Source organism: Streptomyces griseorubiginosus (assembly GCF_017614965.1).
GTDB classification, from domain to species: Bacteria; Actinomycetota; Actinomycetes; order Streptomycetales; family Streptomycetaceae; genus Streptomyces; species Streptomyces griseorubiginosus_B.
In genome coordinates this window covers 1-26,339 of record NZ_WVUG01000065.1, presented here as the reverse complement: position 1 = coordinate 26,339, position 26,339 = coordinate 1, and the positions used below count along the sequence as shown (strand labels likewise).

The following is a 26,339-nucleotide window of genomic DNA, read 5'->3' as shown; positions in this document are numbered from 1 at the left end:
CATGACGAAGATCGACACCAGCAAGCCGGAGAGCGTGCTGCCCACCCCCTCGCACACCGTGGGCCCCTTCTACGGATACGCGCTGCCCTTCCGCGGCGGCGAGGAGATCGCCCCCGTCGGGCACCCGGACACCGTCACCGTCCACGGGTACGTCCTGGACGGGGAGGGCGAACCGCTGCCCGACGCCTTCGTGGAGCTGTGGGGCGCGGACCCCGACGGCAACGTGCCGACCACCGACGGCTCGATCCGCCGCGACCCCGCGACCGGCGGCTATCTGGGCCGCAACGGCGTGGAGTTCACCGGGTGGGGGCGCGTCCAGACCGACGCGAACGGCCACTGGTACGCACGCACCCTGCGGCCGGGCGCCCGTGGGCGCAGCGCCCCGTACCTCAGCGTGTGCGTGTTCGCGCGCGGACTGCTGGTGCACCTGTTCACCCGGATCTACCTGCCGGGCGACGAGACGGCGCTGGCCGCCGACCCGCTGCTGGCCCGGCTGGACCGTGCGCGACGCGACACGCTGATCGCGCGGGACGAGGGCCACGGGACCTACCGTTTCGACATCCGCCTTCAGGGCGAAGGCGAGACGGTCTTCCTGGAGTTCACGTGACCTCTGCCGATCCCGACGACGCGGGCCTGCTCGCCCCCGGCTGGGCGGGCTCCCCGGCCGCCTCCGCGACCTCCGACACGGCCTTTCTGCAGGCCCTCCTCGACGCGGAGGCCGCCCTCACCCGCGCCCAGGCCGCGTTGGATCTCGCCCCGTACGAGGCGTCGGCGGCGGTGACCGAGGCGGCCGACGCCGGCCGCTTCGACCTGCGCTCCCTCGCCGGGCGCGCCCGCTCCGGCGGCAACCCGGTCATTCCGCTGGTCGCCGACCTGACGAAGGCCGTGGGCGAGGAGCACGGCCCCCATGTCCACCGGGGCGCGACCAGCCAGGACATCATGGACACGGCGTTGATGCTGGTCGCCGTGCGCACCCTGGACTTCGTGCTCGCCGACCTCGCCCGCACCGAGGAAGCCCTGGCCCGGCTCGCGGCCGAGCACCGCGACACCGCGCTGCCGGGACGCACGCTCACCCAGCACGCCGTACCGACGACGTTCGGGCTGAAGGCGGCCGGCTGGCGGTCACTGGTGCTCGACGCACGGGACCGCGTCCGGACGGTACGGGACGGCCTGCCCGCCCAACTCGGCGGCGCGGCCGGGACCCTGGCCGCCTTCACCGCCTACGGCACCGAGGACACCCGGGCGCTGACGGCAGCCTTCGCCCGCGAACTCGGCCTGCGGGAGCCCCTGCTGCCCTGGCACACCCTGCGCACCCCGATCGCCGACCTGGCCGGCTGTCTGGCCTTCACGGCCGGGGCGCTGGGCAAGATCGCGGCCGATGTGCTCGTCCTCGGCCGCACCGAGATCGCCGAGGTCGCGGAGGGCAGCGGCGGCGGCTCGTCGGCCATGCCGCACAAGGCCAACCCGGTGCGCTCCACGCTGATCGCGGCCGCCGCGCGACGGGCGCCCCTGCTCGCGGCCACGCTCTACGGTTCGATGGCCGCAGAGGACGAGCGGCCCGCCGGTGCCTGGCACGCCGAGTGGGAGCCGCTGCGCGATCTGCTGCGGCTGGTCGGCGGGGCCGCCCGGGACGCCGCCGAACTGGCCGAGGGGCTGCGGGTGAACGCCGACGCGATGCGTGAACACCTCGGCCTCACCCACGGGTTGATCGTCTCGGAGCGGCTGTCCGCCGAGCTGGCGCCGGTGCTGGGCCGCGCCCGCGCCAAGTCCGTGCTGACGGAAGCCGCCCGTCGCACCTACGCGGAGGGTCGTTCCCTGGGCGAAGTCCTCGCCGAGGTGCCCGAGTTGAAGGACACCGACCTCACCGGGTCCACCGACCCCGCCCGCTACACCGGCTCCGCCGGAGACCTCACCGACCGTGCCCTGGAGCGACGTTGACCGAGAAACTCCTCAATCACCGCACGGAGGGCGCCCCTTCCGCGCCCGCGCTGCTGCTCGGCCCTTCGCTCGGGACGTCGTACGCCCTGTGGGACAAGGTGGCGCCCGAGCTGTCCGTCACCCACCGGGTGGTGCGCTGGGACCTGCCCGGGCACGGCGGTTCCGCGCCCGGGCTGATCGGTCCCGGCGCCACCGTCGGTGACCTCGCCGACCTGGTGCTCGCGCTCGCCGACTCGCTCGGCCTCGAACGGTTCGCCTACGCCGGTGTGTCGCTGGGCGGGGCCGTTGGTCTGCATCTCGCCGTGCACCATCCGCAGCGGCTGTCGTCGCTGGCGGTGATCTGCTCCTCCGCCCACTTCAACGGCGCGGGGCCGTGGGAGGAGCGGGCCGAGCGGGTACGGCGGGAGGGACTGGAGTGGCTCGTGGAGAGCGCTCCGGCGCGCTGGTTCACGCCCGGTTTCACCGTTCCCGAACTCGTGCGGGACCAGGGGGCCGCCGACCCCGGGGCGTACGCGGCCTGCTGTGACGCGCTGGCCGCCTTCGACCTGCGCGAACGGCTCGCCGACATCTCCGTGCCCACCCTGCTGATCGCCGGGCGTGAGGACCGGGCGACCCCGCCGCCGCATCTGCGGGAGATCGCGGACGCCGTGTCCGGCTCCACCCTCGTCGAACTGCCGGGCGCCGGGCATCTCGCCCCCGCCCAGTGCCCCCGGGCCGTGCTGACGGCGCTGCGGGCCCACCTCGACGGGGGCGCCAGGCGTGGCATGGAGGTACGGCGCCAGGTGCTCGGGGACGCGCACGTGGACCGGGCTCAGGCCCGCCAGACGCCCTTCACCGCCCGCTTCCAGGACTTCATCTCCCGCTACGCCTGGGGCGAGATCTGGACCGATCCCACCCTCTCGCGCCGCGAGCGCAGCATGATCACGCTGACCGCGCTGGTCGCGCACGGCCACTACGACGAGCTCGCCATGCATGTCAGGGCGGCCCGGCGCAACGGGCTCACGCCTGAGGAGATCGGCGCGGTGCTGCTGCAGACGGCGGTGTACTGCGGGGTGCCCGCGGCGAACTCCGCGTTCGCGACGGCCCAGCGGGTGCTGGCCGAGGAGGACGAGGACCGAGGGTGACCCTGCTGGTCGTAGCTCCAGCAGCACCTCGCACATGCCCCCGCCGCGTGCCTACGGTGGGGGCATGTCCACGATTCTCATCACCGGCGCCACCTCCGGCCTCGGCCGGTACGTCGCCTTCGAGCTGGTCCGCTCGGGCCATGTCGTCCTCGCGCACGGCCGCGATCCGGAGCGTACGGAGCGGCTGGTGGAGGAGCTGCGCACGGAGGGAGACGCCGAGGGCTTCGTCGCCGACCTCGCCTCGCTCGCGCAGGTCCGCGAGCTGGGGGCGCACGTGGCCGACGCGCACCCCGACCTGGACGTCCTGATCAACAACGCGGGCGTGGGCGCGGGCGCCCCCGGCACGGGCCGCGAGCTGAGCGTCGACGGGCACGAACTGCGGCTGGCGGTCAACTACTTGGCGCCCGTCGTCCTCACCCGGGCCCTGCTGCCGGTGCTGCGCGCGAACACCCCCGCGCGGATCGTCAACGTCGGCTCGGTGGGCCAGGAACCGGTCGACTTCGACGACATCGAGTTCCGGCGCGGCTACGCCGGCTTCGCCGCGTACTGCCGCGCCAAGTTCGCCCTGGCCGCGCACACCTTCGCCCTGGCCGAGGAGCTGGCGGGCTCCGGAGTCGCGGTGAACGTGCTGCACCCGGCGACCTTCATGGACACGGCCATGGTCCGCGAGGGCGGGATCGCCCCCTGGAACACGGTCGCCGACGGCGCCCCGGGCGTCCTGTCCCTGGCCACCGAGGACCGGGGCACGGGCGGCTACTTCGACGGCACCACCCCGTCGCGGGCGCACGAGTCGACGTACGACCGCGAGGTGCACAAACGTCTGTCGGCGGTCACGGACCAGCTGCTGGCGCTGTGACCTACCGGACCGCGTGCCCCGGCTCCAGCGCCTGACGCGCCTGCGCCACCAGGCCGTCCGCCCCGCACGAACGGGCCAGCGCCAGACCCCGTTCGAGGTCGGCGTCCTGCCGCGCGGCGATGCCGTACTCGATCCGTGCCGCCGCGTGCTCGTACTGGCACGGGGATGCCTCCAGGTAGGCCACGGCCCGGGCGGCCAGCCGGACCGCGCGCTGTCCGCTCTCCAGTGCCGCGGCACACCGGAGGGCCTCGCCGATCGCCGTGTCCGTGCCGAACCGCTCGGCCTGCCACCTCGCGTCCGCGGCAATCCGGGCGGCCCGCTCCGGGTCCCTCGTGGCGAGGGCGCGCGCCAGGTCCAGCGCCCAGGGCACGATGACCGGGTTGTGCCGGCCCCGGGCGGCCGCGGCCTTCTCCGCCGCCTCCAGTTCGGCGATGCCGTCCTCGGTCTGGCCGACGGCGAGCAGCAGACGGCCCCGCACGGACCGTGAGTCCGGCATGGCGATCGTGGACGGGTACGGCGGCGCGAACCCGTACTGCTCGGCGATCTCCCACGCCTGCTCGACGTGTCCGCGGGCGAGCAGGGTGTCGACGAGGTTGCAGGTGGCGTTCCAGTACAACGGCAGTCCGCGGCCGACCCGTTCGGCGAGCCGAAGCGACTCGCGCAGGGATGCCTCCGCCTCCCGCAGGCGGCCGCGCCGCCGGTGGCCGAGGCCCACGCAGGCGTGTGCCAGGGCGAGGTGGCCGCCGCTCCAGCCGGCCGACTCATACGCGTGCAGGGCCTCGTTGTAGAGGCTGTCGGCGCGGTCGAGACGGTCGGTGAAGGCGTAGCAGTTGCCGAGCATCAGCAGCAGTTCGAAGCCCCACTCGGTGTCGGTCCAGCCGAGCCCGGGCGCGAGCCGGCCGTTGACCAGGGAGCGGTCGCAGAACTCGACGACCTCCTCGGCGCTCTGACCCTGGATCAGGGCGTCGAAACCGCGCAGCATCAGCAGGGCGCGCTCGGAGTTGTCGCGGCCGGCGCAGCTGCCGGCGAGCGCCGCCAGGCGCTCGGAGCGGTCCGGGGAGATGGCCTCGCCGACGTAGATGGCCTCCCACATGAAGTGCACGGCCTGCAGCCGCCGTTTGGCGGGCCCCTCCTCGTGCCGGGCGGCCTCCGCCTCGGCGGTGCGCACGGCCTCCTCCAACTGGTCGTTGTGCATGAGCGCCTGGGAGAGCCGGAAGACGGCGTCCACCCGCTCGGCGCCCTGGAGTCCGGGTATGGCGAGCGCGTTGCGGAGGTGGTCGATGGTGGTGGCGGGCGGCGCCGTGAGGAGGGTGGCGCAGCCGAGTTCGTACAGGACGTGCGCGTGGACGTCCGGGGTGGGCGGTTCCAGCAGGGCGCGTTCCAGGCAGTGGCGGGCCGCGTCGGGGGCGCCGACGGCGAGGTGCTCGCGGGCGGCCTCGCGCAGTTGCGCGACGAGTTCCTCGTCGTCGTCCGGGTGGACCCGCAGCAGATGCCGGGAGGCCATGGCGGCGCCGAGCCCGGAGTCCGTGATGACCTGGGCGGCGATGCCGTGCATGGCGGTGCGCAGGGCGTCCGGGATGGAGTTGTAGACGGCGGAGGCGATCAGCGGGTGGACGAACTCCAGCTCCCCGGCGTCCCCTTGGGTGCCGGCGGGGTCGGGCGCGGTGAGGATGCGGGCGCCCTGGAGCAGTTGGGCGCAGCGCGCGGCGTCGTCGCGGTTCATGGTGGCGAGCCGGGCGACCAGGTCGACGGTGATGCCGGTGCCGAGGATGGCGGCCGCCCAGGCGAACCGGGTGGCGTCGATGCCCAGTTCCTCCAGGCGGGCGACGAGGCCGCCGCCGCGGGCCGAGCGGTTGAGCGCCCGCAGTTCGGCGGCGCCGGTCTCGGTCGGCTCCAGCTCGCTGTCGCGGACCTTGGCGAGGAGTTCGACGGTCTCGTACGGGTTGCCGCCGGTGACGGCCCACACCTCGCGGCAGAACGGGGCGTCGGCGTGCGCGCCGAGGGTGGCGCGGGTGAGGCCCGCGGTGGCCTCCGGGGTGAGGGCGTTCAGTACGGCGGCGGGGCCGGCCGCGGCGGCGACGGCCTCCAGGTGGCGGGCGCTCTCACCGCTGACGTCGGCCGGCCGGCGGGCGACGACGACCAGCACCGACAGGTCCTCCAGGCGCTCGGCGAACGCGGCGAGCCAGCGCAGGGTCTCCTGGTCGGCCCAGTGCGCGTCGTCGATCAGCAGCACCAACGGCCAGTCGCGCCGGGCCAGTCGGCGGACGGCGGTGACCAGGCCGTCGTAGACGCCCTGCGGGTCGGCCTGGCGCTCCCCCGGTTCGGTGATGCCGAGGGCGGGGCCCGCGACGTCGTACCAGTCGCCGAGGTACTCGCGGGCCTCCTCGGGCATCAGCGAGATCAGCGCGGGCTGTAACAGCTGGCGCACCACGTTGAAGGGGACGGACCTGAGGGTCTCGGCGCCGCGGGCCGACCAGACGGCGCAGCCGCGCTGTTCGGCGATGCGCCGGGTCTCGGCCAGCAGCCTGGTCTTGCCCAGGCCCGCCTCGCCCCGGATCACCAGCAGGCCGCCCGGGGAGGAACGGTCGGCGCACAGGGTGTCCACCGCCCGTTCGACGGCGGCGATCTCCTCTTCGCGCTCCCACAGGGAGGCCGAGGCGGCCTCTCCGGGCCGTGCCTCCGTCATCCCGCTACCTCCCCAAGTCGCCCGAACGACGTACCGAGGTCGAGCGTAGCCGTCGCCATGGTCCGGCGGAGCACGGTCGGGCCACCAGTTCCCGTGACGGGTGAACCGGTCGCGACGGGTCGACGCGCCAGGGCTGTGACCTGCCGCCGGGAGGCCTCGCGAGGAGACGGCGGGGCGAAGGCCGGATCCTCTCATCCCGCTTTCACCGACGCCTCATACGGTGGGGGCATGACGCAGGTGACTCCTCCCGGGTGGTATCCCGATCCGGGGCAGACGAGTGAGGGTCCCGCCGCCGAGCGCTGGTGGGACGGCAAGGCATGGACGGACCGGACCCGACCCGTGGGCTCGGCCGCCGTATGGGGTCCCCCGGCGCAGTCGCCGACGGCCGGGGCGGATCCGGCGTACGCGGCGTATCCCGCCTATCCGGCGTACCCCGCGCACCCGCCGGCCGCCCCGAAGCGTGGTCTGCGCACGGGCATAGCCGTCGCCGTGGCCGCGGCGGTGCTCGCCGGCATCGGGGTGGGTGTGTGGGCGCTGACCGACAACGGCGGCTCGAACGGCAACGCCGGCTCCCAGCAGGGTTCGGGCGGTCAGGGCGGATTCGGCGGTCAGGGCGGCCCGTTCGGCGGCAACGGCGGCGGCTCCGGAGGTTCGGGCGGCTCCGGTGGCTCGGGTGGTTCGGGTGGCGGTGACGGCGGTCAGTCGCCCGCGCCCGGGCAGTCGGAGGCGCCGAAGATCACCAGTGGTTCGGTGGCCGACCCGGTCAGCGGGATCAGTCTGCCCATTCCGGACGGCTGGTACGGGCAGCAGATCCAGGTGGGCGCCTCGGTCACCTCCGACGCGTCCTACAAGTGCCCGGGCGACACCTCCCAGACCTGCACGAAGGGCGGTGCGTACTCGGCGCCGGCCTCCGTGCTCAAGACGGCCGGCAGCACGGCCGAGGCGGTGGCGAAGGCCGACATCGCGGCGAACGCCAAGGAGTCCTACGGCGGCACGACCTACGGCTCCATCACCTCGCACGACGTGCTCGAGTCCAAGGCCGTGACCGTGGCCGGGCAGAAGGGCTATCTGGTCCGCTGGAAGGCGGTCACCAGCAAGGGCGCCGACGGCTACGTCGAGTCGCTCGCCTTCCCGTCGCCCGCCAACCCCTCGGAGATCGTCGTGGTCCGCTTCGGCGTCGACGTCGGCCAGAAGGAGTCCGTCATCGACGACATCACCAAGGGCATCAAGGTGTCCACCGGCGGCGGGGACGGCCACAACGTCTGACCCCGGCCCCCGGCCCCGGACAGCGGTCGGCCGGGCGGGGCTCCCCTCCGCTCAAGGAGGAGCCCCACCCGGCCGGGGGGTGCGCGCCGCCCCCGTCCCCACGGTGCGGCGCGGCCAGGCCACCGTCCAGTCATCCCGTGGACGGCGGCCTGCGTCTCAGGTCAGGCCCAGGGCCGGCAGCACGGCGGCCTCGACGAAGCAGACCAGGTAGTCGGGGTCGGCGTACCCGTCGCCCAGGATCGGGCGGACCCGCACGATGCCGAACATCTGGGCCGGGATGTACTCCAGGGCCGGGTTGTCGGCGGACACCTCTCCGCGCTCGACCCCGCGCCGCAGCAGCTCCCGCAGGGCCTCGATCTCCGGGAAGACCAGCGCCTCCCGCAGCGCCCGGGCCAGCTCCTCGTCCTGGGTGACGGCGTGGCCGAGGGCCTGCAGCAGCTTGGTGTCCGTGTTGGACCAGCGCCCGATCGCGCGGGCGGCCTCGCGCAGGTCCTCCGCGAGCGACCCGGTGTCGATGCCGCCGAGGCGCTTGCTGCGCCGGGAGCGCAGGGCGGCCACCACGAACTGGGGCTTGGTCTTCCACTGCCGGTACAGCGTGGACTTGCTGCACCGCGTGCTGGCGGCCACGCCCTCCATGGTCACGGCCTCGTACCCGCACTCGCGGATCTGCTCGAGCACGGCGTCGAAGAACTCCTGCTCACGCTCCGGCGTGATCTTGGAGCGGCGCGAGGCGACCGTCTCCGGTCCGTCCGCGGCCTGCGACGTCATGTGCCCTTCTCCTTCGTCTCAAGCGGTGTGCCGAGCCCGGCTCTCGAGCGGTTCCTTATCCCGGCTTTATTCCCGGGATCCGGTGTGGCGTTCCTCAATCGATACGCCAGTGTACCGGAACGCCTCAGTATCGGTACACTCCCGTATCGGAACGCTTTCGTTTCGGCACGGACGCGTACCGATGAGTTCGGGCCCCGACAGCGGTCTCGACTCCTGCCAGCACACCGCACCACCGTCAGCGAAGGGGCCGGGGGATGAATGCCCGCACCGAGCCTGCAGAAGGAGAGACCGGCGCCATAGCCCGGCCTCCGCTCGTCCGTGAGCTCCTGCTCGTCGCAGGGCTCTTCCTCGTCTACAAGTTCGGCCGTCAGCTGGCGACCGGCCACACCGGCGAGGCCCTGCACAACGCCCGCCGCGTGTGGGACTTCGAACGAGCGGTCCATCTGCCCGGCGAGGGCTCGGTGCAGTCCCTGCTGCTGCACGGCGACACCCTGGCGCGCGTCGCCAACACCTACTACGCGACCGTCCACTTCCCCGCCACCGTGGCCTTCCTGGTCTGGCTCTACCTCCGGCGCCCCGCGCACTACGTCTGGGCCCGCCGGGTGCTCGCCACCGTGACCTCGGCGGCCCTGGTGCTGCCCTTCGTGTTCCCGCTGGCCCCGCCGCGCATGCTGGCCGCCACCGGCCTCGTCGACACCGCGCACGTCTACGGCCCCTCGGTCTACGGCCCGCCCTCCTCCGACCACCTCTCCAACCAGTTCGCGGCGATGCCCTCGCTGCACTTCGGCTGGGCCCTGATGGTGGCCATCGGCCTGATCGCGGCGACCAGGTCCCGCTGGCGCTGGCTCTGGCTGCTGCACCCGCTGATCACCCTGCTGGTCATCGTCGGCACCGCGAACCACTACTGGCTCGACGCGATCGTGGCGACCGCGATGCTCGGCGCCGCGCTCGCCCTCATCCACCGTCCCCACCGCACGACCACCACAGCCGGACGCGGCACCGAACAGCTCGCGCCCGTCGCCGAGGACAACGTCCTGGTGGGAGCGGGCCGATGACCGCCACCCTCGTCGCCGTCGCGCTGTCCCTGGTCTCCGCCGTCGCCTACGCGGCCGCGGCCGTCGCCCAGGAGCGGCTCGCCGCCCGCAGCTCCGGCACCGGCATGCTGCGTCTGCTGGGCGCGGGAGCCTGGTGGGCGTCGGTCGGACTCAACGCCGGCGGGGCCCTGCTGCACGTGGTCGCCCTCAAATACGGCCCGCTGACCGTCGTGCAGCCGCTCGGCGCGCTCACCCTCGTCGCCGCGGTGCCGATGGGGGCGCGGGTGGCCGGCCGCAAGGTGAGCACGAGCGAGTGGCGCGGTACGGCGCTCACCCTCGCCGGACTGGCCGCGCTGCTGGTCACCGCGTCCGGCTCGGCGCCCGCGCAGGTGCTGAGCCTGACGGAGGCGGTGGCGGTCGCGGGCGTCACCGCCGCCCTGATCGGCCTGCTGGCCCGTCCGGGGGCCCGCCCGGGCCTCCGGCACGCCACGGCCTCCGGCTTCGCCTCGGGTGTGGCCTCGGCGCTCACCCAGACGGTGACGGTCGCCGCGACCGACCACTCGGGTCCGGTGCTGAGCCTGCGGGTCGTCCTGGTGGCGGTCATGGTGGCCGCGTTCGCGGTGGGCGGCCTGCTCCTGTCGCAGACCGCCTACAAGGGCGGCCTCGGCGCCCCCCTCGCGGTGGTGACCCTGTCCAACCCGGTGGCGGCCGCGGTGATCGGCCTCACCCTGCTGGGCCAGGGCCTGCGCGGCGGCGTGGCGGGTGTGCTGCTGGGCCTGGCGGGCGCGGCGCTCGCGGCGTGGGGGGTCGTGCTCCTGACCCGCGTGGCGCCGGTCGCACCGGTCGCGCCGGAAGAGGAGCACCCCGTGGCGGCGGTCCTGGCGCTCAAGCCGGAGACGGCCACCCTCGAACCGGCGCTGGTGCCCCGGCAGTCGGTCGACCCGGGGCACCTCACCTCGCTCTGACGGAACGTCAGCCGAGACCCCGGGAGTCCTGCTTCAGGGCCGTGTCGACGGTCAGCGCCGTCGCCACGACCAGACTCAGCAGCGGCTCGGGCAACTGATAGTGGATCTGCAGCACATAGTTGTCCGCGGTGGTGAACATCGTCTTGGCGAGCCCCTCCCACGTCTTCGTGATCCGGGCGACCTCGTTCTCCGCGTGGTCGACGATCGCGAAGTTCCAGGCCCGCCAGTTCTCCGCCTTGATCGCGCCGACCTGCTGCCCGTCGACGGTCATCGCGAAGTTGATCTTCCCGATCATGTTCTGCTGGACGATCTCACCGACCGGCGAACCGTCCGGACGGGACACGATGACCCGGGACTTGAAGACCTTCGCGGGCCGGGTCAGCACCAACTGCGGCTGCCCGTGGGCGTCCCGGATCTCCAGCCGGTGCGTCATGAACTGGTCGAGGCTGGAGACGAATCGCGCCACCTTCTTCAGCGTGCTCTGCCCGACCTCGGTCACCGAGCCGATCTGGTGGCCGTTCTGATCCATGACCGTGTACTCGTTGGTCAGCTCGATCAGCTTGGCCTTCTGGTTGACCACCAGAACGGGCTCGGAGAACAGGGTGCCGCCACCGGGGCCGCCCGCGGCGACCCCGGCCTGCTGCTGCACCTGACGCTGCACCCGCGGATCGGGCCCCGCGGGCTGCTGCGGCACCTGCTGCTGCATCTGCTGGTGAGGCACCTGTTGTTGCGGCACGTGCTGCTGCGGCACCTGCTGGGCAGCGGCGTGCTGCGGGGCCTGCTGCTGGTCCGCGTGCGTGTGCTGGGTCCACTGCGCGCCGTCCCAGTACCGGAGTGTCTGGGGCGCACCGTGCGGATCCGGATACCAGCCTGCAGGAGTGTTCGAATGCGTGGTCACCGGGGCACACTACCCCGGGCCCACCGGCACCTGACCAGACCCCGGGGCACGCCCTGCATCACCCTTTACCTGCCTGCCACCGCCCGTTCGCCTACGCGGTGAGGATCGCCGGGTCGCTCACACCCGGACGCCCGTTCTCGACATGGCCCGCGAACCGCCGTACGAACGCCGGGTCGGCCTCGGAGGTGACGGTGAGGTCGTACCAGCGGCGGCTCGCCTTGAGGTCGACGCCGTGCTTCACCGTGGCGCCGGGCCGCACGGTGACGATCTGGGACTTGTGGCCGTAACCGCCGCTCAGCCGCAACCGCACCGTGCCGGAACCCTTGTTGGTGAAGGTGAGCTCGAGGTCGTCGCCGTGGTGGCGGGCGGTGACCTCGGGTCCGGCGGTCTTGTTGACGCCCTTGAAGACGCGCAGGAAGCCGTTGGGGCCGTGCACCGTCAGGTCGTACGATCCGCCGGAGTACGCCGAGTTCCAGGTGTCCGTGACGGACTTGCCGGCCTCGGTGGTGTAACTCCAGGGGCCGTCCGTGCGGTTGCCGGAGGTCACCAGGAAGGCGGCGCCCGCCTTCGCCCCCGAGGCGAAGGTGAGGGTGAACTTCCCGGCGGCCGCGTCGACCGAACCGTCCACGTGGGGCGCGTACTTGAGCGGACGTGCCGGGCGCAGACCGCGCTCCTGCCGGGGCAGGGAGCCCTTGGCCGGCGGGGTCGGGACGTAGTCGGGGTGGCGGTTCTTGTCCGGCGGCCGGTAGCCGTCGGTGCCCGGCAGGGCGACCGGCTTGGTGTCCTGGTGGGAGAAGTCGAACGCCGAGGTCAGATCACCGCAGACGGCCCGGCGCCAGGGCGAGATGTTCGGCTCGTGCACACCGAAGCGGCGCTCCATGAACCGGATGATCGAGGTGTGGTCCATCGTCTCGGAGCAGACGTAACCGCCCTTGCTCCAGGGCGAGACGACGAGCATCGGCACCCGCTGGCCGAGGCCGTAGGGGCCGGCCGGGTGGCTGGCGTCGCCCTTGAACAGGTCCGGGCCCACGTCGACGGTCGACTTGCCCTGGGCGGCCGAGCCCGGCGCGTAGGGCGGGATCAGGTGGTCGAAGAAGCCGTCGTTCTCGTCGTAGGTGATGAACAGCGCGGTCTTCGCCCAGACCTTCGGGTCGGCGGTGAGCGCGTCCAGGACCTGGGAGACGTACCAGGCGCCGTAGTTCGCGGGCCAGTTGGGGTGCTCGGTGAAGGCCTCGGGGGCCACTATCCAGGAGATCTGCGGCAGCTTGCCGCCCTTGACGTCGGCCTTGAGCTGGTCGAAGAAGCCCTCGCCCTTGGTCGCGTCGGTGCCGGTGCGGGCCTTGTCGTAGAGCGGGTCGCCGGGCCCCGCGTTCTGGTACTGCTTGAAGTACAGCAGCGAGTTGTCGCCGTAGTTGCCGCGGTAGGCGTCCTGGATCCAGCCCCAGCCGCCGGCCGCGTCGAGGCCGTCGCCGACGTCCTGGTAGATCTTCCAGGAGACGCCGGCCTTCTCCAAGCGCTCCGGGTAGGTGGTCCAGCTGTAGCCGGCCTCGTCGTTGCCGAGGACCGGGCCGCCGCCCTGGCCGTCGTTGCCCGTGTAACCGGTCCACATGTAGTACCGGTTGGGGTCGGTCGAGCCGATGAACGAGCAGTGGTACGCGTCGCAGATGGTGAAGGAGTCGGCGAGCGCGTAGTGGAACGGGATGTCCTCGCGGGTCAGGTACGCCATGGTCGTGGAGCCCTTGGAGGGCACCCACTTGTCGTACTTGCCGCCGTCGAAGGCGGCGTGTCCGTCGTTCCAGCCGTGCGGGAGGTCCTGGATGAAGGCCATGCCCAGGTCGTCGGCGTCGGGGTGGAACGGCAGGATCTCCTTGCCGCCCGCGTCCTGCTGGTGCCAGACCGACTTGCCGTTCGGCCAGGTCACCGGGCGCGGGTCGCCGAAGCCGCGGACGCCTCTGAGTGAACCGAAGTAGTGGTCGAAAGAACGGTTCTCCTGCATCAGGACGACGATGTGCTCGACGTCCTCGATGGACCCCGTGCGGTGGTTCGCGGGCAGCGCGGCGGCGCGCTCGATGCTGTTGGACAGGGCGGTGAAGGCGGTGGTCGCGCCCGCGAGTTGCAGGAATCGGCGCCGATTTACTTCGGGCATGGGTGAGTGCCTCTCATCCTGGGTGCGGATGGCCGGAACGTGACGGATTGCGCGCGGTGCGAGTGTTCCAAGAGCAACAAACGTCAGGGAAGGGTCCGGTGGCGTCCGTGTGAAAGTCGTCAGTACGAGAGGTGATGCGCGACGGGGGCCCGCCGGCGGGGAGACCGGCGGGCCGCGGTCTGTCGTCGTCAGCTGATGAAGGAGCCCGGGGCGCAGGCGCTGTCCGGAAGCCGCGAGGCGGCGGCCGCCGTGGCGGTCTGACGGGCCGTCGGGTCTCCCGCCGTGCAGCCCGTCGGGGCGGGGGAGGCCACATTCGTATGACGTCGCGAGCACACGGGCTTTTCTCGCGTCTCCTGTCATACGGCGGCCCCCGCGCCGCCGTCACACGGGTGAGCGGTGCGTCCGCGTGTCGCTCGGATCCAGCCAAGTGACGAGCCGAGGAGGACCGGGAAGGCAGCTGTTCTCGTTCCGGACGCCAGGCCCCGTCGGGGACCCGCTCCGCTGCCGCGGACCGGCCCGATCCGGCCAGCCGGTCCGGTCTTTGGCATGTCCACCCAATGCATGCGCCGATATCGTTGCCACGATCCGCGGGGGGCGGGCGGTTCGGCGATCGGGGAACGATGCTCCAGGTACGTCTGCTCGGTCCGGTGGAGCTGTGGGACGGGGACCGGCGCGTGCCCCTGGGCGGGGTCAGGCCCCTGGCGGTGCTCTCCGCCCTGGTCGTCCATCTCGGCGAAGTCCTGTCCACCGAGCGGCTCGTGGACTTCGTGTGGGACGAACAGGCGCCCGCGACGGCCGGTGCCCTCGTCGCCACCCATGTCTCCGCCGTGCGCCGGGCCCTGGCCCGGGTGGGCGAGGCGGACGTCGTGCGGACCCGGCCGCCGGGCTACTACGCCGAACTGGATCCCTCCCGGGTCGATTCCCGCCGCTTCGAGGAACTGCTCACCGCGGGCCGGGCGTCGGCCGCGGCGGGCCGCCCCGAGGAGGCCGGAGACCTGCTGTCCGAGGCGCTCGGTCTGTGGCGCGGGCAGGAGGCCCTGGAGGGGCTCGGCCAGTCGTTCGCCCGGATCGAGGCGGCCCGGCTGGCGGAGCTGCGGGTCGTCGGCCAGGAGGAGTCCTTCGGCCTGCAACTGGAGCTGGGCCGCGCTGACCGGACGATCGCTCCCCTGCTCGCGCACGTCGCCACCCACCCGCTGCGGGAGCGCCCGCGTGGCCAGTTGATGACCGCGCTGGCGCGCACCGGCCGGGTGTCCGACGCCCTGCGCACCTACCAGGAGGGCCGCGAGGTCCTGCGCGAGGAGCTGGGCATCGACCCCGGGCCGCAGCTACGGGCGCTGCACAAGGCGGTCCTGACCAACGATCCCGCGCTCCTGGGCACCGGCTCCAGGAGTGCGACGGCCCAGCCCGCCGGACGTCCGAAGCCCCGGGAGACCGCGAGAGCGACGGATCCCGTACCGCGCCCACGGCCCGCCCCGTCCCATCTCCCGCCGGACATCGCCGACTTCGTGGGCCGCTCGGAGCAGATCGACTGGGCCGTCTCGCTGCTGCGCGGGGTCGACGCCGCCGGCCGCACGGCCCCGCCCATCGGTGTCGTCTCCGGGCGGTCCGGCACGGGCAAGACCGCGCTCGCCGTGCACGTCGGCCACCGCACGGCCGAACTCTTCCCGGACGGGCGGCTGTTCGTGGACCTGCGGGCCGCCGACACCGCACCGCTGGAGCCCGCCGACGCCCTCGCCCGGCTGCTGCGCGCCATGGGCGCCGAACCGGAGACGCTGCCGTCCTCGGTCGAGGAGCTGACGGGGCTGTACCGCACGCACATCGCGCACCGGCGTGTTCTGCTGATCCTCGACAACGCGGCCGGCGAAGCACACGTGCGGCCCCTGCTGCCGCCGGGCCCCGGCTCCGCCGTGCTCGTCACCAGCCGCCGCCGGCTCGTCGCGCTGGAGGGCGCCACCCACCTCGACCTCACCGTGCCGGAGCCGGCCGAGGCGCTCGAACTGCTCCGGCGCGTGGCCGGAGCGGAGCGCACCGACGCCGAGCCGGAGCGGGCCGCCGAGATCGTCTCGCTGTGCGGGCGGCTGCCGCTGGCCGTCAGGATCGCCGGGGCGCGCCTCGCGGCCCGTCCGCACTGGGCCCCCGGCCGGCTCGCCGGCCGACTGCGGGACGAGCGGCGCCGGCTGAACGAACTGCGCGCCGGTGACCTGGAGTTACGCACCAGCCTGGAACTCGGGTACGGCGACCTCGACCCGCAGGAGCGGCGTGCGCTGCGCCGGCTCGCCCTGCTCGACCTGCCCGACTTCGCGGCCTGGATCGCCGCCCCGCTGCTGGACATCGGCACGGAGGAGGCAGAGGAGGCCGTGGAGCGGCTGGTGGACTGCCACTTCGTCGACGTGCTCGGCGCCGACGACACCGGACGCGTCCGCTACCGCATCCACGACCTGGCCCGCGAGCACGCCCGGGAGCGCTGTCTGTCCGAGGAGAGCGCCGAGGAGCGCACCGGGGCCGTCGAACGGCTGGTGGAGTGCTGGCTGGGGCTCGCCGAACGGGCGGCCGCCCGCGGGCCGGGCGGAGCGGCCCGGTACTTCCCGGAGCCGGCGGCCGTACGGCCCCTCGACGCTCTCGACCCCCGGGGCGAGGACGAGCTGCTCCAGCGGCCCGCCGCCTGGTTCGCGGCGGAACAGGCCTGTCTGCTCGCCGCGGTGGAGTACTGCGCGGACCACGGGATGGACCGCGCCGCCCGCGATCTGGCGGGGGCGCTGATCGCGAGTTCGGCCGCGCTCTACAACCAGTTCGACGCCTGGTCCCGTTCCCACGCCGCGGCGATGGCGGCCGTGCGCCGCAGCGGGGACGGCGAGGGCGAGGCGTGGCTGCTCACGGGCCTCGGGCAACTCCGCTACGAGCAGGACGAGTTCGAGGAGTCGTACGCCTACTTCGGCCAGGCCCTCAGGTTGTTCGAGGCACGCGGCGACGTGCCGTGGGGCGAGGCGCTGGCGCTCGCCGGCATGGGGACCGCACGGCGCGAACAGGCCCGGTACGGCGAGGCGTCCCACCTGCTGACGGCCGCGCTCGAACGCTACGGCGAGTTAGCGGACCGCGGCGCCCGGGCCCGTGTGCTGTACGGCATCGGCTATGTGCACCGGGAACAGGGACGCGGCCCGCAGGCCCTTCAGGCCCTGTCGCGGGCGCTGGAGCTCTACCGCGCGGAGGGCGACCGGCACGGCGAGGGACTGACCCTGCGGTCGCTGGCCCTGTGCCACCGGGCCGAGGGCGAACTGGCCGATGCGGAGCGGCTGTTGCTGGAGGCACTGAGGATCTTCGACGGGCTGCAGGACAAGTTCGGGGTGATGTACACCGAACAGTCCCTGGCCAAGACCGAGGTGCGGCAGGGCCGCCTGGACGCGGCGCGGGCGCGGCTCGACCGGTGCCTGGAGGTGGCCCGCGAGCGCCAGGACCGGTTCGGGGAGGCACTGGTGCTGCGCACCGTGGGCGAGTCGCGGCTGGCGGCCGGTGATCCGGCCGGCGCCCGGGAGCCGCTGGAGCGGGCGCTTGCGATGTGGGAGTCCCTGGGCCTGCCGCTGTGGCGGGCCCGTACGCTCCGGGACCTCGCCCGGGTGCGGGCGGCACTCGGGGACGAGCCGGCCGCGCGCTCGGCGCGTGCCGAAGCGATGGCGGTCTTCCGGGAGTTGGACTGCCGGGAGGCCCACGAACCGGACGCCGGCGAGTGATCCCGACCGGCTGCGGAAAGGCCGGTAGACCGCTTACAGGCAACTTGCAGAGCATGTGCAGCGGCCTGGGCGACGCTGATCCGCGTGACCGACATCATCACGCTCTCGGACCCACGGGTCGCGGCGGTCGCGGAGGCAGACTGCGGTGAACCGCTGGTCGACCTGCGCGGGACGGACCAACTGCGGCTCGATCACCGGCAGGCGGACGTCGACGGCGACTACGCCCATCTGCGCTCCGGCGCGCTGCGCCGGCTGGTGCGGGCTCAGCGTCTGCTGCCGGCCGGTGTCCGGTTCCTGGTGGTGGAGGGGTACCGGCCGCCGGACCTGCAGCGGCGGTACTTCGAGCAGTACGCGGAGGTGATGCGCCGGGCCCACCCGGACGCGGGTCCCGAGCGGATCCGTGAACTGGCGAGCGCCTACATCTCCCCGCCGGAGGTGGCACCGCACGTCAGCGGCGGGGCGGTCGACCTGACGCTGTGCGACCGGGACGGCAGGGAACTGCCGCTCGGCACGGAGGTCAACGCCACGCCGGAGGAGAGCGGGGGCGCCTGCCGCACCGAGGCACCCGGCATCGGCGCCGAGGCGCGCGCCAACCGGGCCGCGATGAACCGGGCCCTCACCGCGGCCGGCTTCGTCAACTACCCGACCGAATGGTGGCACTGGTCCTACGGCGACCGGTACTGGGCCCTTGTCCGCCGGGCCCCCGCCGCCCGCTACGGCCCCGCCGTCCCGCCCGGGTCCACGGCCTGACCAGCCGCGACCAGGACACGGCACGACCACACCGTACGACCGAGGGGGAACCTCGTTGGAGATCAGCAACGCCGCCTGTCCGCCCACGCCAATCCCCGGCCCCGACCCCGGCCGGATGAGCCCGGGGGACTTCGACGCCTCCTTCACCGCCGAGATGCCACGGCTGCGCCGACGGCTACTGGCACTCACGGGCAACCCGCACGACGCCGACGACCTGCTCCAGGAGACGTATCTACGGCTCTCCCGGCGCGCCCGCGCCGAGGACCTGACGCACCAGCGGCACCCGTACGCCTACACCTGCACCGTAGCCCTGAACCTGCTCAGAGACTCCTGGCAGCACCCCTCCCGCCGGGAGCGGAGCACCGACCGGCTGCCAGAGGCGGGCTGGGACGGCGGACTCGCCTCGTACGAGGCCTCGGCGACCACGCTCGCGCTGCTGCGGACGCTCTCCGAGAAGGAGGCCGCCGCGGTGATCCTCGTGGACCTGGAGGGCCTCAGCCACGACACGGCCGGCGAGCGGCTCGGCGCCCACCGGGGCACCGTCCAGCGCAACCGCATGCGGGGCCTGGCCAAGATCCGCGCCGCCCTCGACCTCTAGGACCGTGCCGCTCCCCCACGGGGGTGGGGAGCGGCCCGCAGCCAACTGCCGCCTCCGGTTCAGCCGGTGACGACTCATCGATGCACCGACTCATCGACACATCTACTCACTGAGACGCACTGAGACGCACTGAGACTTACTGACTCATCGACGAAGGATGACTTCCGTGAAGATCAGCAGCACGCGCCGCCGGACCAGCGGCGGGCTTCTGGGGGCCTCGGTCCTGGCCCTGACCGCGTTCTTCTCCGCCCCGGCCCACGCCGCCGCCGAGGACACCTCCTGCGGGGTCCTCGCGCCGGGCGCCTCGGCCACCGCGCAGGCCGCGGTGAGCGCGGCCTGTTCCCAGATCGGCGTCTGGTACAGCTGGGGCGGCGGTCACGGGGCGACGCCCGGTGCCACCTACGGCTACTACGACGGCTCGGACCCGGACAGCCTGCACGACAACGAGCGGAAGGGCTTCGACTGCTCCGGCCTGATGCGGTACGCGTACTGGAGGGCGACCGGCAGGGACCTGCTCAACGGCACGGCGGACGACCAGTTCCACAGCTCGCAGGCCTCCGCCCGCTTCTCCGCCGGGCAGGGCACCGCCCCGCTGGTGCCGGGCGACCTGATGTTCTGGGGCAACGGGCACATCCACCACGTCGCCATGTACCTCGGCAACGGGCAGATGGTCGAGGCCTACGAGTCGGGCACCCATATCAGGGTCACCCCGGTGCGCACGGGCGGCGACTACGCGGGCGCGATCCGGGTCAACGGGTCGGGCACCCCGACTCCCCCGCCCGCGAACGGCGGTACGACCTTCGAGACGTGGGGCACCGGAGTGCGCACCCACTCCACGCCGAGCGTGCGGTCCGCCGTCGTCGACACCTTCGCCGGTCCCACCCAGGTGTCGGTGCAGTGCCAGCAGCACGCGGAGACCGTCACCGCGGAGGGGTACACCAACGACATCTGGTCGAAGCTGGCCGACGGTTCGTGGATGACGAACATCTACATCAAGGGCCCGGCCTCGCTGCCCGGCGTACCGGACTGCGGCGGAAGCAGCACGCCGCCGCCGTCGGGCGGCAGCACGCCGTTCCAGACGTGGGGGACGGGAGTGCGCACGCACAGCGAGCCGAACGTGAACGCCGGCGTCGTCGACTACTTCGCGCAGCCCACGACGGTCAACGTGGTCTGCCAGGCGCACGCCCAGGAGGTGACCGCGGACGGCTACACCAACGACGCGTGGGCCAAACTGACCGACGGTTCCTGGATGACCAACATCTACATCAAGGGCCCCGCCTGGCTCCCCGGCGTCTCCACCTGCTGACGGGACACGACGGGCGACGGCAGACCAGGACCGCGAGCCTCGTCCCGGCGGCCACGGGATGAGGCTCGCAACCGAGCGGGTCAGTCCTTGCGGCGGCAGGCCAGCCACACCAGGACGGCCGCACCGGCGGCCGCCAGCAGCAGGTTGCGGTTGTCGCGCGCCAGTCGCGCTCCCTGAGCGGTGGTGTGCTGTACCTGTTCGGGCGCCTTGTCGTGCCAGACCTGGCCGGCCTGGGCGGCCTTGGCGCGGGCCTGTCCGGCGGCCTGGGCGGCCTTGTCCTTGACCGGGTCGGGCAACTTGTCCTGTGCCTGATGCGCCAGGTCGGCGGCCTTGGTCTTCAGCTCGCCGGCCCTGGCGGTGGCCTGTTCCCTGACCGCGGTGGCCTTCTCCTGGGCCCGTGTCTTGACATCGGCCTTGGCGGCCAGCGCCTCGACGGTCTCGCCGAGCTCCGCGCGGGTCTGCTCCACCTGCTCGCGCAGTTCCTCGGGACCGGCGGCCGTGGGCTCGTCGTGGGGTGGCTGGGTCATCGCTGTGCGCTCTCCTTGATCTCGGCCACGTCGGCCTTCACGTTCTCGATCGTCTGCTCGGGCGTGGGCGGCGCGGCCTGGCCGACCTGCTTCTTCCCGCCGAGGGCCAGCACCGCGGCGATCACGGCCAGAGCGGCGGTGACGATCAGCGCGGCGGCCCACACGGGGAGGGGTACGGCCAGCGCCGCGATGACGGTGGCCACCAGGGCCTCCAGCATCAGGAAGCCGACCACACCGGCGCCGCCGAACAGACCACCGCCCTTGCCGTAGCGTTTGCCCTTCTCCTTCATCTCCGCCTGCGCCAGGCGCATTTCACCCCGCACCAGCTCCGTCAGCTGCTGCGAGGCCCGTTGCACAAGCTCGCTCACCGGCTCCTGGCCGGAGGGGTGCGCGCCGTGGTCCGTCCCGGGCGCGGATCGCTGGGTGCTCGACACGGCCGTCACCTCCCGTCGCTCTCGTCCTGGGCCGGGCATCCGGCCCTTTTCACTCGCACGCGAGTACCCGGAAGACCGCAGTTCACAGACGAGCGGTGCGATCGGATGTGGAGTCTTTCCGACTGACGCCATGGGCCAGGCGCAGCCGGCCGACCGGTGCGGGGCGTCGGAAACGCTTGCCGCCCGCGGTGAACCCTCATTAGCGTCCTCGGACGTGGAGATAGAGGTCAGAGAAGTGCCGGCCGGTCGCCTTGAGGACGATCCGGTGTGGCCGTTGATCGATGAGCTCGGACAGGGCGACTGGGTGCGGTTCGCCGCCGGCTTCCATCTGAGTTCCCACCTGCTGGCCGCGGGACCGCAGGACGGCCCGCCCGTCGGATTCTGCCGTTACGTGGTCCAGCCCGTCGGCCCCGACACAGGCTGCCCACCGGTCACCCTCGACGGACAGGTTGTGACAGAGGCGAAGATCCTCGCCTTCGGGGTGCGGGAGCGGTCGCGCCGGACGGGCGTGGGTACGGCCTTGCAGCGCGCGGTCATCGAGGCGGCGGGTGCGCAAGGATGCCATCAGGTCAGATCGCACAGCGCCGGCGAGAACACGGGAAATCACCGCCTCAAGCTGCGGCTCGGCTTCGCTGTCCACCCCGTCGTGCGCGACGACGACAACCGGGGCTGCTACTTCCTGCTTCCGCTGGCCCCGCTCGCAGGCCCGACAACGCCACCACGGCCTCCGGCATGACCGCTCTCACCAGGCACTTTCCAAGCGCTCTTCCGTGACGCGGAAGCCGTGTTGCGCCCCCGGGCGGCCCGTCCCGACGATGTCGCCATCACCCAGAGACGGGAGCCGCATCCATGCCGCACATCACCGCTTTCGCCAGGAACCAGTGGTACGTCGCCGCCTACAGTCACGAGGTCGGGCGGGAGGAGTTGCTCGGGCGGACCGTTCTCGGGGAGCCGCTCGTCTTCTACCGGACCGAGGAGGACGGGGCGCCCGTCGCGCTCGCGGACCGCTGTGTGCACCGCCGGTTCCCGTTGCACGAGAAGCCGAGCCGGCTGGACGGTGACCGGCTCGTGTGCGGGTACCACGGGTTCACGTACGACACCACCGGCACCTGTGTGTACGTGCCGGGGCAGAAGCGGATACCGCGCACCGCCCGCGTCGCCTCCTACCCCGTCGTCGAGCAGGACTCGCTGGTGTGGGTGTGGATCGGCGACCCGCAGCTCGCCGACCCGCAGACCATCCCGCGCGCCAAGCACCTCGACTCCCCCGGCTGGGTCACCGTCCGCGGCATGGAGCCCATCGACGCCGACTACGGCCTGCTGGTCGACAACCTCCTCGACCTCTCCCACGAGACGTACCTGCACGGCGGTTACATCGGCACCCCCGAGGTCGCCGAGACCCCGATCACCACCGAGGTCGACGAGGGCGCCGGCATCGTGCGGGTGAGCCGGCACATGGACGACGCCGCGTGCCCGCCGTTCTACGCGAAGTCGACGGGTATCGAGGGGCGGATCACCCGGTGGCAGGACATCGAGTACCACGCGCCCTGCCTGTACCTGCTGCACAGCCGGATCGCCCCGGTCGGTGTGCTGCCCGAGGCCGACGGCAGTGACCCCAACGGCTTCCACACCGAGATCACGTACGCCATCACCCCGTCCTCCGACGGGCACGTGTACGACTTCTGGATGGTCTCGCGGGACTGGGCGACCGAGGACGCCGAGGTCACCGAGTTCCTGCGCGGCAACAACCACACCGTGGTGATGCAGGACGTCGACGCGCTCAACCTGCTGCAGCGGACGCTCGGCACCGAGCGCACCGGCTACCAGGAGCTGAGCATCAACATCGACACGGGCGGTCTCGCCGCCCGACGTATCCTCGCCCGCCTGGTCGAGGAGGGCGACAAGCCCGTGGAGAAGGTCCTGTGAGCACCGGCGCCACCGGGGAGATCTACCGCATCGACTGGCTGCCGGGCACCGACGTGCTGCACGGCACCTGTCACTGCGGCGCCGAGCACACCGCCCAGGACCCGGTCGAGATGTGGGAGTGGATGCTCGCCCATCCCGAAGGACACCGGCCACAGGAGAGCAGCGACTCATGACCGTGTACGAAGCCGAACTCGTCGTCGACCGCAGGGAGTTCGCGGCCGACGGCGTGCTCGCCCTCACGCTGCGCCACCCGCTCGGCGAGGATCTGCCGGCCTGGGAGGCGGGCGCCCATGTCGACCTGGTGCTCGGCCCCGGGCTGGAGCGGCAGTACTCGCTGTGCGGGGATCCCGCGGACCGTTCGGCGTGGCGGATCGCCGTGCTGCGGGAGCCGGACGGACGTGGCGGATCCGCGCATGTGCACGAGCAGTTGGGGCAGGGCGACAAGGTCCGGGTGCGCGGCCCGCGCAACCACTTCCGGCTGGAGCCGGCGCCCCGCTACCGCTTCGTCGCGGGTGGGATCGGCATCACCCCGATCCTGCCGATGCTGGCCGCGGCGGAGGCGGCGGGCGCCGAGTGGAGCCTGCTGTACGGCGGCCGGACCCGTGACTCCATCGCGTTCACCGAGGAGTTGGCGCGGTACGGCGACCGAGTGACCGTCGCCCCGCAGGACGAGACCGGGCTGCTGGATCTCGCCTCCGTGCTGGCGGACCTGCCTGAGGAAACGCTCGTGTACTGCTGTGGTCCCGGGCCGCTGCTGGACGCGGTCGAGGAGCGCTGCCCGGCCGACCGGCTGCGGGTGGAGCGGTTCTCGCCGAAGGACCAACCAGCCGGCGAGAACGACGAGTTCGAGGTGGAGCTGGCGCAGAGCGGCCGTACCGTCACCGTCGCGCCGGACGTCTCCGTGCTCGACGCCGTCCGGGCCGCCGGGGTCGAGGTGCTGTTCTCCTGCACCGAGGGCACGTGCGGCACCTGCGAGACCGACGTGCTGGAGGGGACCCCGGACCACCGGGACTCCGTGCTCACGGAGGAGGAGCGGGAGAGCGGGGAGACCATGATGATCTGCGTCTCGCGCTGCCGGGGAAGGCGGCTGGTGCTCGACCTCTGACCGCCACGGCCGCCCCGCGCTTCGCCGAGCCGCGGACCCACGTGCGGGAGCGGGTCCACGCGGCGGAGCGCGGGGGTACGAACGACGCGCTCACGACGTCAGATACGCCTCCACCTCACTGAACTGCCCTGCGGGCCAGCCGGTGTTGGCGCTCACCGACAGCCTGAGGTAGCGCAGGTTCACACCGCTCGGCAGGGCGACGGTCGCCGTGTTGCCGGTCGCCGGGTCGAAGCGGTAGCCGGCGGCACCGAGGACGGTCGAGTAGGCCGAACCGTCGGTGCTGCCGAGCACGGTGACGGTCTGCGTGCGCGCGCCCCAGGCGGAGGACGGCGGCAGCTTCAGCACCAGCCGGCGGACCGCGTAGGAGGAGCCCAGGTCGACCGTCCAGGACTGCGGGAAGGCGGTGTTGGTCGACTCCCAGTAGCTGTTCGCGTCGCCGTCGACCGCCTTGCCGGGTGTGTAGACGTCCTGTGAGCCGGTCGCGGTGGCCGGACGTCCCTTGGCGAGGTTGCGGTTCGGGTCGGGGTCGGGGTTGCCCTGCCCTGGCTGCGGCCAGGTCGAGCAGTCCGCCCAGGTGCTGCTCCAGCCGGAGTTGCCGCCGCCGTCGGTGAGGACGAAGGTGCCGGAGTTCGCCGGGTAGGGGCAGTTGTAGATTCCCGCGGCGCCGACGCCCGTCGCCGTGACGTTGCGGAAGGTGGCCGCGCCCTGGGCCTCCGCCTGGACGACGACCGTACCGGTGCCCCGCACGGTCGCGCCGTCCACGGTGACGTTCCTGACCGGGTAGCCCTGTCCGCCGCCCGACACGAACTCGAAGGCGCTGTACGGGCTGTCGGTGACGGTGGTGTTGGTGATGTTCACCGTGGCGTTGACGGCGCTGTCGTAGGAGTCGACGCGCAACGCGCCCATGGGGTGGTTCCAGTTGGGGTTCATGGCGCCGGTGCGGACGAGGGTGTTGCCGTCGACCGTGATCGTGCCGGCGAGCGGGGAGAAGGGGTCGAGGAACTTCTGGTTGGAGATCGCGATGCCGCTGCCGAGGGCGTTGGTGTCGGAGACCAGGTTGTTCCTGACGGCGATGTCGGTGCCGCCGTAGATCGCGATGCCGTTGGCGAGGTTCGGCTGCGAGACGGTGTTGTTCTCGAAGCTGGAATCGGTGTCGGGCGAGTACAGCGACCACATGGCGAGCGCGTCGTCGCCCTGGTCGCGCAGGAAATTGTTGCGGACGCGGACGCCCTTCGCGGTGCCGTTGAGGTTGATGCCGTCGGCGGTGGTGTCGAGGATGCGGCTGCTCTCGATGACGAGGTTGTCGTTGTTCCCCGTCAGCCACAGGCCGACCTTCAGGTGCTGGATCCACATCCCGGAGACCGAACTGTTCGGTCCCAGCGAACCGTTGACGAAGTTGTCAGGGTTGGAGTCGACCCGCTCGGTGACCTCGCCCATGACGGCGAAGTCCTTGATGCGGACGTTGCCCAAGGAGCTGGACTGGTCGATGAAGCGGGAGGTGTGGACCACGGAGTACCAGCTGCCGGCGCCCTGCAGGGTGACGTTCTGGACGCCGCTCAGCGAGGACGTCAGCTTGTAGTCACCGGGCGGGATCCAGACCACTCCTCCCTGGGCGGCGGCGATCGCATCCCGGAACGCCTGGGTGGAGTCGCCGTTGCCACTGGGGTCGGCGCCCTTGGAGGTGACCGAGACCGATCCCGCGGGCTGGGTGGCGGCGGCGCCGACCTGCTCGAAGTCGGCGACGTCGACGGTGACTTGGGTGCCGCTCGACTGGAAGGCGACCTTGTCGCCCGGCTGGAGGTTCTGGCCGAGCAGCAGTCGGGCGTTGTCGAAGAAGTGGTGCGTCCTGGCGCCCGGGATCCAGCCCGTGTCGATGTACGAGTACTTGGAAGTGACCGGGAGCGTCTTGGCGAGCTTGGCGCCGTTGACGTACACGTCGAGCGAGCCGGACTGGCCGTCGGGGACGCTGTAGGCGAGGTTCACGGCGTTGGCCGCGCGCGGCACGGTGAACTCGACGCGCTGACCGGAGGTGAGCCGTACGGCCTGGCGCCCCGAGGCCTCGGAGGCGAGGGTGCCCTGGGTGTAGTCGGGGCCGATCCTCGAACCCGTGGTCGTCGCGGACTCGGCCTCGACGGAGGTGAAGGGCAGGGTGGCGCCGGCGGCCGCGTGGGCGGCCGGAGCGAGGGTGACGAGCGTGCCGGCCGCGAGGGCGACGACCGCCCCGATTGCTGGCATGCGCCTGACAGATCTGGACCTGGACATGTGCCGATCCCTTCGGGGTGGGGGTGCG

22 protein-coding genes are annotated in these 26,339 nt (G+C 72.6%); 15 read left to right on the top strand and 7 right to left on the bottom strand.

Translation table 11 applies throughout. The features are described 5' to 3' along the window. The first annotated feature begins 1 nt into the window (after nt 1). The 4 genes from pcaG to GRC12_RS15275 all read left to right on the top strand — a co-directional run bounded on the left by pcaG (nt 2) and on the right by GRC12_RS15275 (nt 3,918). Nucleotides 2–607: a protocatechuate 3,4-dioxygenase subunit alpha gene (gene pcaG, locus GRC12_RS15290; RefSeq protein ID WP_208779795.1), complete on the top strand. Its 606-nt coding sequence runs from the start codon at nt 2–4 to the stop codon at nt 605–607. Next, nucleotides 604–1,938 (top strand): 3-carboxy-cis,cis-muconate cycloisomerase, encoded by a 1,335-nt coding sequence (gene pcaB, locus GRC12_RS15285; RefSeq protein WP_208779794.1) that lies wholly within the window; start codon nt 604–606, stop codon nt 1,936–1,938. The genes pcaG and pcaB overlap by 4 nt, the downstream gene beginning before the upstream one ends. Beyond that, the gene (gene pcaDC, locus GRC12_RS15280; RefSeq protein WP_208779793.1) at nt 1,935–3,062 is read left to right on the top strand and encodes a bifunctional 3-oxoadipate enol-lactonase/4-carboxymuconolactone decarboxylase PcaDC; all 1,128 of its coding nucleotides are present in this window, start codon (nt 1,935–1,937) and stop codon (nt 3,060–3,062) included. Before pcaB ends, pcaDC begins: the two co-directional genes overlap by 4 nt. Nucleotides 3,063–3,126: 64 nt before the next feature. Then, nucleotides 3,127–3,918 carry an SDR family NAD(P)-dependent oxidoreductase gene (locus GRC12_RS15275; RefSeq protein WP_208779792.1) on the top strand — a complete coding sequence of 264 codons (792 nt, stop codon included), beginning with the start codon at nt 3,127–3,129 and terminating at the stop codon, nt 3,916–3,918. A 1-nt stretch (nt 3,919) separates the two neighbouring features. Here GRC12_RS15275 and GRC12_RS15270 read toward each other — a convergent pair whose 3' ends face one another. Further along, nucleotides 3,920–6,604, bottom strand: coding sequence for an ATP-binding protein (locus GRC12_RS15270; RefSeq protein WP_208779791.1), 2,685 nt, complete (start codon nt 6,602–6,604; stop codon nt 3,920–3,922). Between the two features lie 228 nt (nt 6,605–6,832). Between GRC12_RS15270 and GRC12_RS15265 the strand changes: the two genes are divergently transcribed. Beyond that, nucleotides 6,833–7,870, top strand: a complete 1,038-nt coding sequence (locus GRC12_RS15265) for a DUF2510 domain-containing protein (RefSeq protein ID WP_208779790.1) — start codon at nt 6,833–6,835, stop codon at nt 7,868–7,870. A gap of 156 nt (nt 7,871–8,026) precedes the next feature. On the opposite strand, the gene GRC12_RS15260 is transcribed toward GRC12_RS15265, so the two are convergent. After that, nucleotides 8,027–8,638 (bottom strand): TetR/AcrR family transcriptional regulator, encoded by a 612-nt coding sequence (locus GRC12_RS15260; RefSeq protein ID WP_208779789.1) that lies wholly within the window; start codon nt 8,636–8,638, stop codon nt 8,027–8,029. Nucleotides 8,639–8,892: 254 nt separating this feature from the next. On the opposite strand from GRC12_RS15260, the gene GRC12_RS15255 reads away from it, so the two are divergent. Further along, on the top strand, nt 8,893–9,693 hold the full coding sequence (locus GRC12_RS15255; RefSeq protein ID WP_208779788.1) for a phosphatase PAP2 family protein: 801 nt from the start codon (nt 8,893–8,895) through the stop codon (nt 9,691–9,693). Continuing rightward, nucleotides 9,690–10,637, top strand: coding sequence for a hypothetical protein (locus GRC12_RS15250; RefSeq protein WP_208779787.1), 948 nt, complete (start codon nt 9,690–9,692; stop codon nt 10,635–10,637). Before GRC12_RS15255 ends, GRC12_RS15250 begins: the two co-directional genes overlap by 4 nt. 7 nt (nt 10,638–10,644) lie before the next feature. On the opposite strand, the gene GRC12_RS15245 is transcribed toward GRC12_RS15250, so the two are convergent. Together GRC12_RS15245 and GRC12_RS15240 are read right to left on the bottom strand one after the other, a co-directional pair. After that, nucleotides 10,645–11,535: a phospholipid scramblase-related protein gene (locus GRC12_RS15245; RefSeq protein ID WP_208779786.1), complete on the bottom strand. Its 891-nt coding sequence runs from the start codon at nt 11,533–11,535 to the stop codon at nt 10,645–10,647. Between the two features lie 91 nt (nt 11,536–11,626). After that, the gene (locus tag GRC12_RS15240; protein WP_208779785.1) at nt 11,627–13,681 is read right to left on the bottom strand and encodes a phosphocholine-specific phospholipase C; all 2,055 of its coding nucleotides are present in this window, start codon (nt 13,679–13,681) and stop codon (nt 11,627–11,629) included. 620 nt (nt 13,682–14,301) lie between these two features. Here GRC12_RS15240 and GRC12_RS15235 point away from each other — a divergent pair. From GRC12_RS15235 to GRC12_RS15220, 4 genes are all read left to right on the top strand, one after another. Continuing rightward, nucleotides 14,302–17,406, top strand: coding sequence for an AfsR/SARP family transcriptional regulator (locus tag GRC12_RS15235; RefSeq protein WP_208779784.1), 3,105 nt, complete (start codon nt 14,302–14,304; stop codon nt 17,404–17,406). An 84-nt stretch (nt 17,407–17,490) separates the two neighbouring features. Beyond that, nucleotides 17,491–18,156: a M15 family metallopeptidase gene (locus GRC12_RS15230; RefSeq protein WP_208779783.1), complete on the top strand. Its 666-nt coding sequence runs from the start codon at nt 17,491–17,493 to the stop codon at nt 18,154–18,156. A 115-nt stretch (nt 18,157–18,271) separates the two neighbouring features. Next, complete coding sequence (locus GRC12_RS15225) at nt 18,272–18,754, top strand: RNA polymerase sigma factor (protein ID WP_208779803.1); 483 nt, start codon at nt 18,272–18,274, stop codon at nt 18,752–18,754. Nucleotides 18,755–18,920: 166 nt separating this feature from the next. Then, nucleotides 18,921–20,060, top strand: a complete 1,140-nt coding sequence (locus tag GRC12_RS15220) for a C40 family peptidase (protein ID WP_208779782.1) — start codon at nt 18,921–18,923, stop codon at nt 20,058–20,060. 80 nt (nt 20,061–20,140) lie between these two features. Here the strand turns inward: GRC12_RS15220 and GRC12_RS15215 are convergent, their stop codons facing one another. Continuing rightward, nucleotides 20,141–20,587, bottom strand: a complete 447-nt coding sequence (locus GRC12_RS15215; protein ID WP_208779781.1) for a DUF3618 domain-containing protein — start codon at nt 20,585–20,587, stop codon at nt 20,141–20,143. Then, the gene (locus GRC12_RS15210; RefSeq protein WP_133042157.1) at nt 20,584–20,955 is read right to left on the bottom strand and encodes a phage holin family protein; all 372 of its coding nucleotides are present in this window, start codon (nt 20,953–20,955) and stop codon (nt 20,584–20,586) included. The genes GRC12_RS15215 and GRC12_RS15210 overlap by 4 nt, the downstream gene beginning before the upstream one ends. A gap of 340 nt (nt 20,956–21,295) precedes the next feature. Here GRC12_RS15210 and GRC12_RS15205 point away from each other — a divergent pair, with 340 nt between their 5' ends. The 4 genes from GRC12_RS15205 to GRC12_RS15190 all read left to right on the top strand — a co-directional run bounded on the left by GRC12_RS15205 (nt 21,296) and on the right by GRC12_RS15190 (nt 24,049). Next, the gene (locus tag GRC12_RS15205; RefSeq protein WP_208779779.1) at nt 21,296–21,757 is read left to right on the top strand and encodes a GNAT family N-acetyltransferase; all 462 of its coding nucleotides are present in this window, start codon (nt 21,296–21,298) and stop codon (nt 21,755–21,757) included. Between the two features lie 113 nt (nt 21,758–21,870). After that, nucleotides 21,871–22,944 carry an aromatic ring-hydroxylating dioxygenase subunit alpha gene (locus GRC12_RS15200; protein WP_208779778.1) on the top strand — a complete coding sequence of 358 codons (1,074 nt, stop codon included), beginning with the start codon at nt 21,871–21,873 and terminating at the stop codon, nt 22,942–22,944. Beyond that, nucleotides 22,941–23,117: a hypothetical protein gene (locus GRC12_RS15195; protein WP_208779777.1), complete on the top strand. Its 177-nt coding sequence runs from the start codon at nt 22,941–22,943 to the stop codon at nt 23,115–23,117. The genes GRC12_RS15200 and GRC12_RS15195 overlap by 4 nt, the downstream gene beginning before the upstream one ends. Continuing rightward, the gene (locus GRC12_RS15190; protein WP_208779776.1) at nt 23,114–24,049 is read left to right on the top strand and encodes a PDR/VanB family oxidoreductase; all 936 of its coding nucleotides are present in this window, start codon (nt 23,114–23,116) and stop codon (nt 24,047–24,049) included. Before GRC12_RS15195 ends, GRC12_RS15190 begins: the two co-directional genes overlap by 4 nt. Nucleotides 24,050–24,139: 90 nt before the next feature. Here the strand turns inward: GRC12_RS15190 and GRC12_RS15185 are convergent, their stop codons facing one another. Beyond that, entirely contained in the window at nt 24,140–26,284 is a 2,145-nt protein-coding gene (locus GRC12_RS15185) for a discoidin domain-containing protein (RefSeq protein ID WP_208779775.1), read from the bottom strand. Between the last annotated feature and the right edge of the window lie 55 nt (nt 26,285–26,339).

Coding starts and splice junctions, on each gene's coding strand:
- GRC12_RS15200 (WP_208779778.1), top strand. CDS start 21,871: ATGCCGCACATCACCGCTTTCGCCAGGAACCAGTGGTACGTCGCCGCC.
- GRC12_RS15190 (WP_208779776.1), top strand. CDS start 23,114: ATGACCGTGTACGAAGCCGAACTCGTCGTCGACCGCAGGGAGTTCGCG.
- GRC12_RS15265 (WP_208779790.1), top strand. CDS start 6,833: ATGACGCAGGTGACTCCTCCCGGGTGGTATCCCGATCCGGGGCAGACG.
- GRC12_RS15240 (WP_208779785.1), bottom strand. CDS start 13,681: ATGCCCGAAGTAAATCGGCGCCGATTCCTGCAACTCGCGGGCGCGACC.
- GRC12_RS15270 (WP_208779791.1), bottom strand. CDS start 6,604: ATGACGGAGGCACGGCCCGGAGAGGCCGCCTCGGCCTCCCTGTGGGAG.
- GRC12_RS15250 (WP_208779787.1), top strand. CDS start 9,690: ATGACCGCCACCCTCGTCGCCGTCGCGCTGTCCCTGGTCTCCGCCGTC.
- pcaG (WP_208779795.1), top strand. CDS start 2: ATGACGAAGATCGACACCAGCAAGCCGGAGAGCGTGCTGCCCACCCCC.
- GRC12_RS15185 (WP_208779775.1), bottom strand. CDS start 26,284: ATGCCAGCAATCGGGGCGGTCGTCGCCCTCGCGGCCGGCACGCTCGTC.
- GRC12_RS15275 (WP_208779792.1), top strand. CDS start 3,127: ATGTCCACGATTCTCATCACCGGCGCCACCTCCGGCCTCGGCCGGTAC.
- GRC12_RS15215 (WP_208779781.1), bottom strand. CDS start 20,587: ATGACCCAGCCACCCCACGACGAGCCCACGGCCGCCGGTCCCGAGGAA.
- GRC12_RS15255 (WP_208779788.1), top strand. CDS start 8,893: ATGAATGCCCGCACCGAGCCTGCAGAAGGAGAGACCGGCGCCATAGCC.
- GRC12_RS15225 (WP_208779803.1), top strand. CDS start 18,272: ATGAGCCCGGGGGACTTCGACGCCTCCTTCACCGCCGAGATGCCACGG.
- GRC12_RS15235 (WP_208779784.1), top strand. CDS start 14,302: ATGCTCCAGGTACGTCTGCTCGGTCCGGTGGAGCTGTGGGACGGGGAC.
- GRC12_RS15260 (WP_208779789.1), bottom strand. CDS start 8,638: ATGACGTCGCAGGCCGCGGACGGACCGGAGACGGTCGCCTCGCGCCGC.